At 55.5% G+C, this 14,215-nt stretch carries 14 protein-coding genes and 1 pseudogene; 12 read left to right on the top strand and 3 right to left on the bottom strand.

Annotated elements, in window-relative coordinates; translation table 11 throughout:
• Positions 1-46: 46 nt before the first annotated feature.
• The 3 genes and pseudogenes from FA90_RS24400 to FA90_RS24390 all read left to right on the top strand — a co-directional run bounded on the left by FA90_RS24400 (position 47) and on the right by FA90_RS24390 (position 1,723).
• A complete protein-coding gene (locus FA90_RS24400) occupies positions 47-631 on the top strand; it encodes a flavodoxin family protein (RefSeq protein WP_036177593.1) in 585 nt (194 codons plus the stop codon).
• Between the two features lies 1 nt (position 632).
• A complete protein-coding gene (locus FA90_RS24395; RefSeq protein WP_036177403.1) occupies positions 633-920 on the top strand; it encodes a DUF1330 domain-containing protein in 288 nt (95 codons plus the stop codon).
• A 112-nt stretch (positions 921-1,032) separates the two neighbouring features.
• A pseudogene (locus tag FA90_RS24390) lies at positions 1,033-1,723 on the top strand (IS6 family transposase).
• Between the two features lie 75 nt (positions 1,724-1,798).
• Here the strand turns inward: FA90_RS24390 and FA90_RS24385 are convergent.
• Entirely contained in the window at positions 1,799-2,722 is a 924-nt protein-coding gene (locus FA90_RS24385) for a LysR family transcriptional regulator (RefSeq protein ID WP_036177400.1), read from the bottom strand.
• Between the two features lie 131 nt (positions 2,723-2,853).
• Between FA90_RS24385 and FA90_RS24380 the strand changes: the two genes are divergently transcribed.
• From FA90_RS24380 to FA90_RS24360, 6 genes are all read left to right on the top strand, one after another.
• The gene (locus FA90_RS24380; RefSeq protein ID WP_036177397.1) at positions 2,854-4,152 is read left to right on the top strand and encodes a CitMHS family transporter; all 1,299 of its coding nucleotides are present in this window, start codon (positions 2,854-2,856) and stop codon (positions 4,150-4,152) included.
• Between the two features lie 10 nt (positions 4,153-4,162).
• Positions 4,163-5,500: an acyclic terpene utilization AtuA family protein gene (locus FA90_RS24375; protein ID WP_036177392.1), complete on the top strand. Its 1,338-nt coding sequence runs from the start codon at positions 4,163-4,165 to the stop codon at positions 5,498-5,500.
• 1 nt (position 5,501) lies between these two features.
• Positions 5,502-5,810: a hypothetical protein gene (locus tag FA90_RS24370; RefSeq protein WP_036177388.1), complete on the top strand. Its 309-nt coding sequence runs from the start codon at positions 5,502-5,504 to the stop codon at positions 5,808-5,810.
• A gap of 177 nt (positions 5,811-5,987) precedes the next feature.
• Positions 5,988-7,061 carry a porin gene (locus FA90_RS24365; protein ID WP_036177384.1) on the top strand — a complete coding sequence of 358 codons (1,074 nt, stop codon included), beginning with the start codon at positions 5,988-5,990 and terminating at the stop codon, positions 7,059-7,061.
• A gap of 8 nt (positions 7,062-7,069) precedes the next feature.
• A complete protein-coding gene (locus FA90_RS26740) occupies positions 7,070-7,420 on the top strand; it encodes a hypothetical protein (RefSeq protein WP_156116920.1) in 351 nt (116 codons plus the stop codon).
• Positions 7,421-7,889: 469 nt separating this feature from the next.
• Entirely contained in the window at positions 7,890-8,306 is a 417-nt protein-coding gene (locus FA90_RS24360; protein ID WP_156116919.1) for a hypothetical protein, read from the top strand.
• A gap of 418 nt (positions 8,307-8,724) precedes the next feature.
• Here FA90_RS24360 and FA90_RS25985 read toward each other — a convergent pair whose 3' ends face one another.
• Positions 8,725-9,852 carry a PAS domain-containing sensor histidine kinase gene (locus FA90_RS25985; RefSeq protein ID WP_081934149.1) on the bottom strand — a complete coding sequence of 376 codons (1,128 nt, stop codon included), beginning with the start codon at positions 9,850-9,852 and terminating at the stop codon, positions 8,725-8,727.
• 405 nt (positions 9,853-10,257) lie between these two features.
• A complete protein-coding gene (locus FA90_RS25980; RefSeq protein ID WP_239701102.1) occupies positions 10,258-11,388 on the bottom strand; it encodes a sensor histidine kinase KdpD in 1,131 nt (376 codons plus the stop codon).
• A 915-nt stretch (positions 11,389-12,303) separates the two neighbouring features.
• Between FA90_RS25980 and FA90_RS24350 the strand changes: the two genes are divergently transcribed.
• The 3 genes from FA90_RS24350 (at position 12,304) to FA90_RS26730 (ending at position 14,064) form a co-directional block, all read left to right on the top strand.
• Positions 12,304-12,555, top strand: a complete 252-nt coding sequence (locus FA90_RS24350) for a hypothetical protein (protein WP_036177371.1) — start codon at positions 12,304-12,306, stop codon at positions 12,553-12,555.
• A 590-nt stretch (positions 12,556-13,145) separates the two neighbouring features.
• Positions 13,146-13,406 (top strand): hypothetical protein, encoded by a 261-nt coding sequence (locus FA90_RS26735; RefSeq protein WP_156116918.1) that lies wholly within the window; start codon positions 13,146-13,148, stop codon positions 13,404-13,406.
• Between the two features lie 154 nt (positions 13,407-13,560).
• Positions 13,561-14,064 (top strand): hypothetical protein, encoded by a 504-nt coding sequence (locus FA90_RS26730; protein WP_156116917.1) that lies wholly within the window; start codon positions 13,561-13,563, stop codon positions 14,062-14,064.
• The last annotated feature ends 151 nt before the right edge of the window (positions 14,065-14,215 follow it).

The following is a 14,215-nucleotide window of genomic DNA, read 5'->3' as shown; positions in this document are numbered from 1 at the left end:
ATTGCCTATTTCGTCCATGGGGACGATGCAGAACAAAGGAGCCTTCATGACGCAACATTCTTCGACCATCAAAACAGTCGTCGTTTACCACTCCGGCTACGGGCATACCGCTCGCATGGCAGCGGCAGTCGCCAAAGGGGCCGGCGCAATCCTGCTCGCCATCGATCAGGACGGTAACCTCAGCGACGAGGCTTGGCCCCTGCTCGCCGACGCCAATGCGATCCTGTTCGGTTCGCCGACTTACATGGGAGGCCCCAGCTGGCAGTTCAAAAAATTCGCGGACGCGTCCTCGAAACCCTGGTTCGAAGGTCGCTGGCAAAACAAGATATTTGGTGGCTTCACGAACAGCGCCAGCATCAATGGCGACAAGCTCAACACCCTCGCCTACTTTTTCCTGCTCGCCGGGCAGCACGGCGGCATCTGGGTCAGCATGGACATCAAGCCAGCCAATCTGAAATCTTCGCAGCGCGACGATTTGAATCGGATGGGCGCCTACATTGGGCCGATGGCGCAGACGCCGGCTGACGCGTCGCCCGAGGAGATGTCGACCGGCGACCTTGAGACTGCACGCTACTACGGCGCACGGGTTGCAACGATCGCCACGCAGTTCCGGTCCAGTCAGGGAGAGTGACATGCCGAAAGGATATTTGATCGGACACGTCAACATCTTGGATACCGACACCTATGCGGCTTACGCAAAAGCCGCGGCCGAGGCGATGGCGCCGTTCGCGCCAAAGCTGATCGCTGCCGGACGGTACGAGAACCTGGAGGGCTCGACCCACGAACGGCACGTAGTGTTCGAGTTCGAGTCATTTGAGGAGGCAAGGCGCTTTTACGACAGCCCGGCGTACCGGGCCGCAAGGCAGCTGCGCGCTGGCGCGGCGAGCGGGACGTTTGTCCTGCTTGAAGGAATGTCGTAGGACGTCAACCAAAACCATGTAATTGCTCTACAGGCAACAGCCGGGTACACTGAGCCGCACTGACCGTCCGCTACCGGGTAGACTGCAGCACTCGAACACTCGACGTCCCGACATGCTCGGCTTCAAAGGAATGCGCTTTCCGATCGACGTCATCCTGGTGTGCATCCGTTGGTACGCGGCCTACCAGCTGAGCTACCGGCACATCGAAGAGATAATGGAAGAGCGAGGCGTGTCGGTCGACATTCGACAGTCAACCGCTGGGCCATCCGCTTACTGCCACTGATCGAGAAGCTGTCACGCGAGCACAAGCGCAAGGTCGGCTCCAGCTGGCGAATGGACGAGACGTACATCAAGGTCAAGGGCGTCTGGAAGTATCTCTACCGTGCTGTCAACAAGGAAGGAAAGACCGTAGATTTCCTGCTGACGGCACCCGTGACATCACGGACGCCCGGCGGTTTTTCGACAAAGCCATGCGTGAGAACGGTACTCCGGAAAAGATCGCGATGGATAAAAGCGGCGCCATTAAGGCCGCCATCGATGAGATCAATGTCGGCATGGTAGTGCCAATCACCGTACGCCAGGTCAAATACCTTAACAACATCGTCGAACAGGATCATCGTGCAATCAAGCGCGTGACCAAGCCGATGCTGGGTTTCAAGTCGGTTCGGGCGGCCTTGAGTGTGCTCGCTGGGATCGAGCTCATGCACATGATCCGCAAAGGCCAGTTTGCGATCAATGGCGTCGCCACCATGTCGGTTACAGACCAATTCTATGCGCTGGCAGGACTGGTCCGTCCAGTCTGAAGAGGACGCTCTTCGCCAGGAGGATCTAACTCTAAGATTGCTAACGCGACAAAACCTGATTGGGCCGGCAGCCTGCTATCCCAGTAGCTCGCGGCGGATCTTCCCGGTGGAACGCAGGCGCATCTCGATGAGCTCTAGCATGCCATGTGCAGCGTTCGACAAAGGTCGTTCCTTGTGCTGTACGATCAGGATCGGACGTGTAACGATGTCCGTGTCCAGCGGGATCGCCACCAAATCCATGCTACGAAACTGGAACAGCGTCAGCTCCGGTACCAGGCTCACCCCCAGACCGCGTCCTATCAGACCGGCGACTGTCGCCAGATGCTCCACCTCCAGTCCGGAATGATGTACCGCGATGCCGTGCGTCAGTTGGTCAACGTGCTGGCGCACGCTGGTCGATGGCGCCAGATGAATCAGCTCGCAACCGGTAAGGTCTTCCAGCGCGATCTTTTCTTTATTGGCCAGGGCATGGTCGAACCGGCACACGAGGTAAAACGGATCGCTGCACAGTGTGCGCGTGGCGAATTCCGCCAGATTGGCGCCGGGCGCGGTCAGAGCCAGGTCGACCTTCCCCTGCCGAAGCATATGCAGGCACTGGTCCGAGAGAGAATCGAACAACTGAACCGTGATGCCGGGATAGGCTTGCTTGTATTCGGCGATGACCGCCGGCAGTGCATTGGCCGCCAGCGATGGCAGCGCCGCCAGCGCTACTCTGCCTTTGCGGCGTGCGATGAAGTCGCCCATGTCGGTGAAGGCAGCATCCAGGTCCGATAGCAACGCGCGCGCAACAGCGACGAACAACGTTCCTTCCGACGTCAGCGTGACATTGCGCGTGTCGCGCTCGACCAGTCTTGCGCCGACCGCCGCTTCTAGTTTTCGGATCACCACGCTAAAGGCCGATTGCGACAGGTGGCAACGCTGCGCCGCGCGGGTGAAGTGGCGGCATTCCTCCAGCGCCAGGAAGGCTTGCAGCTGTTTGGTCGAGATATTCGGTAGCACGGCCCCACCTGATTAATTTGAAAAACAAGATAATCAATCGAAAGATTTCATTTTACAAGATAAAACCTCTACTCCAGACTCGTTGTTAGTGCCGCAACGATCGGCACACGACAATACAACCGGAGACAATTATGCTGGCAGTGCTCGGCCTGGCCACGATCGCCTTGTTACTGGCGTCGATACTCACTAAAAAGATGTCGCCACTCGTGGCGCTGATCTCCATTCCTATTGCCGCCTCGCTGCTTGGCGGCTTTGGCATGGAAACCTCGAAGTTCGTCGTCGGCGGCATCACGAAGATCGCACCAGTCGCCGGCATGTTCGTCTTTGCGATCCTGTTTTTCGGTATCGTCACGGATGCCGGGATGCTCGACCCGGTCATCACCGGCATCCTGCGCGTGGTCGGGAGCCGCCCGTCGCGCATCGTGCCCGGTACGGCACTTCTGGCGCTGCTGATCCATCTGGACGGTTCGGGGGCGGTGACCTTCCTAGTGACGATACCGGCGATGCTGCCGCTTTATACGCGGCTTGGCATCGACAAGCGCATCCTAGCCTGCGTCGCCTCGCTGGCGGCAGGCGTCAACTTCCTGCCCTGGACCGGCCCGATGATCCGCGCCTCCGCCTCGCTACACATCCCTGTCAGCAACATTTTCATGCCACTGATCCCCGTGCAACTGGTTGGCCTGGTCTTCGTTTTCGGTGCGGCCTGGTGGTTGGGCCGAAAGGAAGAGATTCGTCTGGGCCTTCGCGATGGCGCGCCGACCGGATTCACCCACACGCATGAACTGACCGATGCCGAAAAGCTTATCCGGCGCCCTCGAAACTTCTGGATGAACATCGTGCTGACGACTATCGTACTCGGCGTGATGATCAGCGGCAAGGTCGACCCGGTTGTGATGTTCATGGTCGGCGTAGTCCTTGCTCTGATGATCAACTATCCAAACGTCGAGCAGCAGCGCGCCCGCATCGATGCACACGCCAAGGCGGCGCTCCTGATGGCCGGCATCCTGTTTGCGGCAGGCGTCTTCACAGGAATTATGACTCAGTCAGGCATGCTTAAGGCGATGGCGGCGACGGCGGTCGGCTTCGTACCGGCGGAACTGGCATCGCACATTCCGGCTGTGCTGGGCGTGCTGTCGATGCCCCTGTCTATGCTGTTCGATCCGGACTCGTTCTATTTCGGCGTATTGCCGGTCGTGGCCGAGGTGAGCCACATGCTGGGCGTGCCGCCCGTGCAGGTGGCGCAGGCCGCGCTGCTGGGCCAGATGACGACGGGTTTCCCCGTCAGCCCCTTGACCCCGGCGACTTTTCTGGTTGCGGGTCTTGCCGGCATCGACCTGGCCGACCACCAGAAATACACCTTCAAATTTTTGTTTGCGGCGTCGATCCTGATGACCATGACCTGCATCGTCATCGGGGTCTTCCCACTGTAAGGAGCATCACATGAAACAAATACGCATCGGCGCCGGAGCCGGATATTCCGGCGACCGCATCGAGCCGGCGCTGGAACTGGCCGAAAAGGGCGACATCGACTACTTGGTCTTCGAATGTTTGGCCGAGCGCACCATTGCGCTGGCCCAGCAGGCCAGGATGAACGATCCGGCGCTCGGCTACGATCCCTTGCTGGAGCAGCGCATGCTTGCCGTACTGCGGACCTGCAGCAAAAAGGGTATTAAGATCGTCACCAACATGGGCGCGGCCAATCCGCTCGCCGCCGTGGCGAAGATCAAGCAGGTGGCGCATGCACTGGGCCTAGCCAAGCTCAAGATTGCAGCCGTCGTCGGTGACGATGTGCTGGACCAGTTGCGGGACGGCGGCTACGAGGACGACACCGGGGCACCAGTGGCCGAACTAGGCGAGCGTTTGCTGTCAGCCAACGCCTACCTTGGTGCGCAAGCGCTGGTTGATGCGCTGGCGCAGGGAGCCGATGTCGTCGTCACCGGACGCGTTGCCGATCCGGCGCTGGTACTGGCGCCGTTGATTTACGAATTCGGCTGGGCTGCCGACGACTGGGAACGCCTTGGACAGGGAACGCTGGCCGGCCACCTGCTCGAATGCGGGGGCCAGATCAGCGGCGGCTATTTCGCCGATCCCGGCTACAAGGACGTGGAGAACCTCGCGCGCCTCGGCTTTCCCATCGGCGTCGTGTCTGAGGACGGCTCCCTCGAAATCACCAAGGTGGCCGGGTCGGGCGGCGCCGTCACGACGGCAACCTGCACCGAACAGCTCTTGTACGAGATCCATGATCCGGCGGCCTACCTCACGCCCGACGTGGTCGCCGACTTTTCGGGCGTTTCCATGACCCAGCTCGGACCGGACCGCATCGCCGTCCGCGGCGCCACCGGCCATCCGAAGAGCGGCCTGCTCAAAGTATCCATCGGCTATGTCGATAGCTACGTCGGCGAAGGACAGATTTCCTACGCGGGACCGGGCGCTGTCGCGCGCGCGCGGCTGGCACAGGAAATCGTCGCCGAACGGTTTAGGATCACCGGCGTGGCGCGGAACGAAGTCCGCTTCGACCTGATCGGCTTGAACTCGATCCACGGCGACCAATTGACCGCAGGGCATCCGGAACCCTATGAGGTGCGCCTGCGCGTAACGGGCCGCGCCGACAGCATGCAGGAGGCGGTGCGCGTCGGAAACGAGGTCGAGACCTTGTACACCTGCGGACCGGCAGGCGGCGGTGGCGCTACCAAGTCCGCACGCCAAGTGGTGGCAGTGCGTTCCACCATGATACCGGCGGCACAGGTGCGCCCCGCCATCAACTTCGAGGAGATCTGAGATGAAAGTTCGTGAGATTGCACATGCCCGCGCCGGCGACAAGGGCGATATTTCGAACCTGTCGCTGATTGCTTACCGAATCGAAGACTATGCACTGCTCGAACGACACGTAACCACCGAACGCGTCCGAGCCCACTTTGCGGGCATCGTACATGGCCATGTCGAGCGCTTCCTCCTGCCCGGACTCGGCGCCATGAACTTTGTCATGTATGGCGCCCTTGGTGGTGGCGTCACGCGCTCGCTCGCCCTCGACGCCCACGGCAAATCGCTGGGGTCTGCACTCCTCGACATCGACATCGACATCGGGTAAGGACCCGCCTGCTAGCTGGGTCTTGACGGCCCGCCGGTCACACACTGATCGACATGATACCGGCGCCCGGCCTACCGGGCGTCATATCCCTGCACGGCCGTACACGAAGCCCCCGGGCATCCGGACTGAGGACGCACGGCCTGCAAATTTCTTGTAGAACCCATGGAGGAGAGACTCTTGAGGAAGACAATCATCATTACGGCGCTACTGGGTGCCATCACTCAGACCTCATTCGCACAATCGAATGTCACGATCTATGGCCTGCTTGACGCCGGCATTGAGGCTGAACGCGGCGGCGCCGCCGGCAACATTGTCAAGGTCAGCAGCGGCATCGCGTCGGCGTCGCGCCTCGGTTTCAAGGGGACGGAAGACCTGGGTAACGGGTTGTCAGCCCTGTTCGTGCTGGAATCCGGCATTCTGATTGATACCGGCGCGTCGGACGTGGCCGGCCAGGCGTTCAACCGCCAGGCCTTCGTCGGCCTCAAGAGCAACAAGCTGGGGTCCGTAACGTTGGGCCGGCAGTACACGCTGACCTACAACGCGCTCGGCCAAGTTGGCGACCCGTTTGCAGCCGGCCTCGCAGGTAGCGCCAAGAACCTGTTTCCTGTGGCCGGCGCCAACCTGCGTGCCAACAACTCCATCGTCTACAGCAGTCCGACCGCGAACGGATTCACGGCTGAAGCCCTGTATTCGGTTGGCGAAGTGTCTGGCAACAGCACGGCTGGCCGCCAGTTCAACCTTGGCCTCAATTACGCGAGCGGTCCCTTAAGCGCCCGGCTGGCCTACAACAACCGCAATAACGACACTGCCACGGTTACCACGAACAGCATCGGCCACAACACGCTTTTCGTCGCCAACTACGACTTCAAGGTGGCCAAACTCTTCTTCGCCTACAGCGCGGACAAGGGAATGAATAGCGCGCCGTTGAACAACGCCACGCCCCGCCCGTACGGCCGCGTCTTCAATCCGAGCTTGGAAGGCGACGACCTGCTGCTTGGCGCCCAGATCCCCGTTGGTACCGCCGGCACGCTGATCACTTCCTACATCCGCAAGAACGACAAAACGGCGGAGAACCAGGATGCACGGCAGTACGCGCTCGGCTATGTCTACGCGCTGTCGAAGCGCACGAGCGCTTACGCGTCGTACGGAATGATGAAAAACAAGAACGGCGCAGCTTATACCGTTGGCAACAACAGCGACGCCGGCACCGGCGACCGAGCGACTAATGTGGGCGTGCGTCACAGCTTCTGAGCAGGCCCATGTACACGGCTTCGTTTGCAGCAGTTCCTTATGTTATCAAGGCAATTGCTAGCTCACCAGGACGCGTGACCGAAGTCAATTTTCATTTCGCAGCTTGGATCGAAATTTGTCGATATAAGGGCGGCCTCTACGTTGCCGATGAGCTGTCTGCAGCTTACTTCGACGCGTTGAACCGGGTTCCAGCCTTGGCGGCAGGTGTTCCGAAAATGCAGTGGGATACCCCTTTCATGGCCTGTGCCTTATCAGCTATCGCTGCCGCAAAGGGTGAACACGAGCTTGCAGAAGCATTACTGGATCTAGGCTCGCAAGATACAGTTGCCGAGTTCTTGGCGTGGTCTTACGATCTCTGATCGAAAGCTGCCGGTCGTCACCATTCATGGCTTCTCGTTCTGATAATCCGCTCTCCTAGTTCGAACGGCCGAGGCCGCCTAAGTGCAGGTAGTGGCCTGTTATTCGGGCCGGGGAGATTAAGGAACCTCGTGTCAAATCTTTCGATTGTTGAATGGATCGTGAAGTCGTTTACGCAGCTAAAGGACTCGAAAACGTTGTCTATCTTTCGTTGACGTGAGGCTGACGTAGCTTAGGCAGGTGATGGCACTCCAAACGTCTGCAATGGGTCGGTAGCAGCCTGTGGTGACACTCGGAGAGTTTTTCGGCTCGGCAACATGCTGTGTTGACTCGACCGTTTGCTACGGGCCAGAACTAGCCGCTCGTGTCCAAGGCTGCAATCAGAATCCTGTTACTTCTTCACTACACCTGTTCCGCATCACTTACCTCATCAGCTATCATATGTAATTGACGGTTTTGAGCGTGCCTTGTATGAAAGCATTAGTAGCAGTGGTATCCGAAGATAGCGAATTTTTAGACCGTACCACCTTGGTACTTGAAAAAACTGGCTATCTTATGGTCCCATTTCTGGACTCACGTAAAGCCCTACAGGCATTTGAATCCATCAAATTCGATATACTGATCGCAGCGGTCGTGTTGGGAAGCTCCAATGGCTTCGTGTTTGCCGAGCAGGCTCATAAGCTATGCCCTGATTTACAAGTATTACTGGCTAGCCGACTCGCCCAAAAGGCTGCAAGCTTGTTCTCAGGATCGCCCGCCTTTCTCAACTATGCATTTACAGCCGAGAACTTCGCCCGCCAGGTAAACGCCCTGCTTCCGGTTAGCGACCGCACGCGTGATACGCTCGACGACGTGCGCTGCTATCTGCAGGAACACTCGCTATGCTGACCCTGCATGAATTATCCTATGTTGATTCCATGCATAGCTAACTCTGCGATGACGCTTGACAATGTATTGAGACTGAGGGATTGAGCTTGGTTATCGATCACGGGTTTTGAGCATCTGTCGTTTCTACCATAGATGCTAGTAGGTTAATGGGCGCTTCTTGTCGATTGTGGGCTGTAAATGAGCATTTGTTATGCCTGATTGATCCCAAAACAGCTAAGCTCCGCTGACGACTTCGCATGCTGGGCAAGCCCATCATCGTAGTCGAGCTTTAAGTTAAACCAGAGCCCATGTATTACTTCCTGTAGGGACTAGCTGCTATTGACAGGATCAGTTTCACTTCGCTAGACACAGCGGTACCTTGTGTCGCATCTATTTTAGAAACTGACATCAAACGCAGGCGCTTTCCACGGGTTTCTGTTTAAGCATTAGGTAAGCTCGTCACTATCGGAAGTATGAGCTCAACATGCGCGCCGTAACCATCTGCTCCGCCATCTAACGTCATTACACCTCCATGCGCTAAGCAGACGCTGCGGGCAATTGCCAATCCGAGCCCTGCTCCCGAAGGTGCTCTCCCTATGGGCGTAGCGCCCTGGACAAATGGTTCTGCGGCGCGCTTAGCCAATTCGGCGTTGATGCCCGCACCACGGTCGTCGACGACGAGCATTAGTTTGTCACCGTCCGAATACGCCTTTAGCGTGATCTCGGCGCCGTCTGGAGAGTGGGAACTTGCGTTGCGCAAGATATTGGCAAGCGCTTGGGCTACACGCGCGGGGTCACAGCGAAGTTTCGCGAAGCGGTTAAAAACATTTTCCGATAAGGTCTGGCCTCGGGACTTTAATATGGGTCCTATGGGATCCAAGGCGGCGTCAAGCACCGCGCTCAAGTGGGTTTCGCATACTTCGCAAGGTACTTCCTCAGACCGGTGAAGGCGCGAGGCGTCTAACAAATCGGTAACGAAGCGAGCAAGCTGCTTAGATTGTCGGTCAACGATATCAACCATTTTGACTGCCGCCGGATCGGAAGTGGTTTTGCGCAAGACGGCGGCGGCGCTCATGATTGGCGACAGTGGATTGCGCAGCTCATGCGAGAGAATCGACAAAAAAGCGGCGCGTTCCTTGGCATGGCTTGAGTCGGCGGGGCCAGAGACTGAGACTGCACAGAGTGCGCCGACCACTTCCCCGCTTCTGTCCCGTACGGGGCGACTGAAAATAGTGGCTCGCATTGCGCCGTTCCCACGCGCTTGGACAACAACGTCCATTGACACCGGTGCATCGCGTTTTATGGCTCGCGCTACCGGATTCTCACCCAAGAGATTACCGTCCGCATCCAGTACCTGTTCCCAACCGTGCCAACGTCCCGGCTCTTCAGGATCAGGGGCTCCCCCCCACAAATCGACCGCCGAAGCGTTGCACTTCAAAACGGCACCGCGCCAGTCACAAAGGAAGGCAGGTAAAGGCATTTGCTCGACAGCCCAGCCGTAGTCTGCAGGCCAAGAGTGCGAAAAATTGTCAGAAGGTAATAGTTTATTAGAGAGGTTTTCCGTCATGAAAAGATTTAAGCACTGCGAAGCGCGATGTCTTTATGCAAAGCTGAATATTAAACATGCATCACGTAGAGGCCGTAGGAGCTTTTCCTTAATGTATGTAAGCATGGTTCTCTAGAACTCAACAATAAAACATGCAAAATTCGGTCATTAAAGACGTAACAGTTTCGGATTGACGCCGCGCTCGGGTATCGTTCTGCAATTGATCGGGCGCGGCTTGTCGTGACGCTCCAAGAGCCCTATGCTTGACAACAAACTATGGCGGTTAGACCGGCTGGAATCGGCCGGTAGCCGTCGTTGAAGACTGCCAAGATCCGGCAGTGGCTGGGACACGCCGATATCTCGACCACGCGCGTCCATGACTGTCGCAAGATGTGGGACAGCCCGACTTCCAGGGTCGTGGACCGATCAGGCTAGATACGGACGGATATCGACAGGGATGTCGATAAGGAATGTTGTGCCACGTTCCGTGCTGCTGTCGACCGAAACACTGCCGGCATGGCTTTCAGCCACTGTACGCACATATGGCAGTCCGATTCCCCAGCCTTCCTTTGCGCCGTCCTTAGCGGCCTGAGCGCGTCCGTACATTTGAAAAATACTATCCTGTTCTTCTCTAGAAACTGGATTGCCTTCGTTGTGCACCGACAAAACCAGGCGCTCATGTGTTTCAGCAATTTTTATTTTAATCGGTGAATCAGGCTTCCCGTATTTCACAGCATTGGATACTAAGTTTTCAACTGCACGTTTAAGCGCCGAACGATCCCACCATCCTTTGACAGAGCATGCGATCACTTGAAAACGTAAGCCATGAGTCATGATCGCATCGGTTTGCACTTCTTTGATGACTTCATCGATATCGAAATTCGACACCTGTAGTTGCAGCTTCTGGCCACCATGAAAAGCCATCGTATCAAGCATTTCGTCGACCATGCCGCTCACGCGATCAATATTGGTCATGGCCTTACCAGCGACGAGTCGGATTTTGGCAAGATCATCAGACAAAAGGATGATTTGAAGTGCTGTATACGCCGCACTGAGTGGGCCGCGCAAGTCATGGGTCAGTGCTGCGGCCACTCGCTCTCGAAGCCCACTATGAACCAGCGTAAAGGTTTCGACCGCCTCTTGGATGGCTCCGTCCAGGGAAGCGTTGATCGTGTGGATTTCCTCGCGAGTGAGCAACACCTGCTCCACATGAAGCACTTCGAAAATAGCCCATCGGAGCAACTGGTATTCCTCGATGACGGCGCGATGATCGTAGTTAGTCAACCGAGCCCGCTCACCACCGTGCTGCGCCGCTGCCGTGGTCCCATCGACGGCTGTAGCACGCGGATAAGCCGCTGTTACACTCTCGGCGATGTTATCGTAGAACGCAGGAAGCGTGTCCACTAGGAGCGGATGTTGCAGCAAAGCTGCCTGAGAGACATCAGTGCGAACACGTTGTTCCCAAAGCGCAAAAATTACTTCGCGCAACTCCAACATACGCATGGAAGTGGACGACAGCGGAACAGATGAAGAACGTTGATCAGTGGCGAGACTCACGAAGTACCTACAATTAAAAAAAAGTTAACTTCGTTATCATACGCGTTCTCCTTCATTGTTTGTATGCGTAACATCCGCTTTAGGTCGGAAGCCGCCTGACGTGACGGTCCAAAAGTTTGTCGACTCGGCAACATGCTATGCCGCCCCGACCGTCTGCAATCGGCTAGAGACAGACATCGGAGCTCGTCTAACTGCCGAGATAGTCGCCGAAGTAGTAACCTGCATTGTAAAATCTACTCTGCATTAAAGTGTGTTTGCCTTAGTTGGTAATCGGCAACTTTTCAGTATCGTATCAATCTTCGTTGGTTCCATCTTCAATACTTCTTCTAATGATTCATAAATGTGAATTAGTCAAAATTCTGGTTAGAGCCATCAATAGTGGGGACAACGACAATAAGTTGCAAGGTTTCAACAAAATATTGCTTGAAAGAGCTCTGGTCCGCCTTAGTCACGGAGAACTGTTCCTAACCGAAAAAGGTAGACAGTTTTTGTTTCAATGGGACTGCGAACAATTTCTGCAAGCTCTGCAGGAGGGACGCCAACCTCAAGACTCGGAGGATGTCATTCACTGGCTTACAAAGCAACATTTTATTGTCAAGGTCGAACAGTCAAGCCCAGCTTGGCATATGACCCCTCGGGGGCGAGACTGGCTTTCGCAGCTAGACGAAAGCGTTGCTTAAACAGCAGATTGCTTTGCTATGCTCATCATTGGTGCAAGGCGCATCAGCATTTAAAGAAAGGAAAAGCCGGTAGCCCAGTACTGCAACAGGCGGCGAAAGTGTCACTTACGCGGAAATACATCGTTCTACAAGGTAGAGCAAGCGGCTAAACGTGATTTAGTAGAATAATGACAACACCGCATTTCAAATCTCGCCAGGTAGTGTTATATTATTCACAACCTACTGAGGAGACAACATGAAGCAACGAATCGAGAAACTGGCATTGGCTGCTGAAGTTCGTACTCTTGCGGTCGAACTTCGCAATCAAAAGCGCTCGCTGTTTTATGCGTCTGTCTTCCCTGAGCTAGATGAGAACGTGAGGCAACGCAAGCTCGATCAATGGGACAATGATAATCCGCTTGACATGTTTTTGATCAGTGCGATCGTTGAACTCGATAACATCGTGTCATTCATCGAACGCTACCGCGAGGCTCCCCAAAAGGAATAGAGGGACGAAAGTTCAAGGCGCTGGGGCACTTCAGGATATAGCGATTATAGCAGCGCTAACTGATGACGAAGTGCCGAACAGCGTGACGCGTAACCCCTTTTTTGGGGAAGAAACGAAAACGCTCGGCCTCATCGTTGATCGTAGGTCGTTTAACTATAATCTCAACATTATTGAGATTGTCTGCCACCGTAGTATGATGACAAACATTTATTGCACCTCGGTTGAAGCAGCACGAATCTTAGGGATGCCGCGCGGGTCCATATGGAAGGTGCAAACGATGGGAGGCGTACAGCTAGTTGGGGTAATCTATCGTGGACGCCCATGCTGCTATATGGTTCAAACTGAACATGGAAGAATTTTCTTTGCAACACACGACGTCATGTCAGTCAGTTATGTTGGTCCAAATCCTCGATTAGATTATGAGGGTGAGGCTTACATTTAAAAGCCCAGCCTCATTGCTGACCTCGGGGCCTCCAACGTTGTGTTCGGACCTTGACTCAGCTACATGTATCTGCACCAAAGCGCAACGGTATGGCTTGTAAATCAACAGAAATGAACGGTAGCTATAGTGTGCCTACCTAGGAGAAGTTATGAACACTGAACGCTACCCCTCAATCGAAGCAGCCCGTAAGGCTGGGAAATCTAAAGGCTCGCTATGGGCCATATCCTTAAGTATTAACGAGCGATACCTCGGCCACATCTTTCAACTCAGCTATACCACTTTGTTAATTGTTACTCAACGTGGCAGCCTCATCTTTTCGCCTGATGAGGTCAAATCAATCCAGTGTGTCGATGACGTCAACGTGACATGGATAGAGCGTACACACTGGCCGTCTGATCCATACATGTGATCAAAAATGCTAAGCAAAAAGCCTCGTGCCATTTTTGATCGCGCGCTTTTATGTGTTCGGTTTCCAAGGGCGCTATAGATCCGGAAGCGGATGCAGCCGTAGGTATGCAATCGGCCAGAAGCGGACGTCGCAACTTGCAGTTATCGAAGAATAAATGGAGCCCCAATCCCGACAAGTCGTTGTTGGTCATGACGTCAGAAAACCGTCTGCACTGTGTGCCGTCTGTATGACTTCGTACGATGAGGACACGCGGTATGAGCAGATCTACGACCAATACCAAGAACAGCTCTCCGGTATCAATCTGTTCACAGCAGATCCATCGGACCGCATTGATGGTTTGCATGCGGATGCATTGATCGTTGCTTTTGATTTGCCGAGAGCGTACGTCGATGTAGCCGTTAAGGGAAATGTATCGGTCCCTCCTTCCTTGGGAGCCTTCGAACAACCACAATATTGGAGTTTGCTTGGGTTTGATGTAGTGGACCCTAGAACCCAGGCGAGCGTGCTCGATATGGTCCGGCGCTATAAGGTACCGAATGCTCCTCATACACATGACTGCCTGAATTTGCATGGTCTATTTAATAATGCTGAAGAGTGGCTAAAAAGGGTGCCATCCTTAGAGAAAATGGTGCCCGAACATAAGCCTCTGCAGCTGTGAGGAGTTTGGCTGAAGCAGCTTCGCTAGACTGTTTTGGAACTGTCTGCTTCCGACCCAGGCTGTGTAAAAACGCAAAAGCTTGAAATTTTCAGGGGTAGAGTGACCCCTCCCGACCTCGAGAAAATCGCGTAGCGGCCGTTCTGAGAAACCG

The sequence above is a fragment of the Massilia sp. 9096 genome, assembly GCF_000745265.1.
Lineage (GTDB): Bacteria > Pseudomonadota > Gammaproteobacteria > Burkholderiales > Burkholderiaceae_D > Telluria.
Note: the sequence above shows the minus strand (reverse complement) of the source record. Positions and strands in the feature narration are given on the sequence as shown.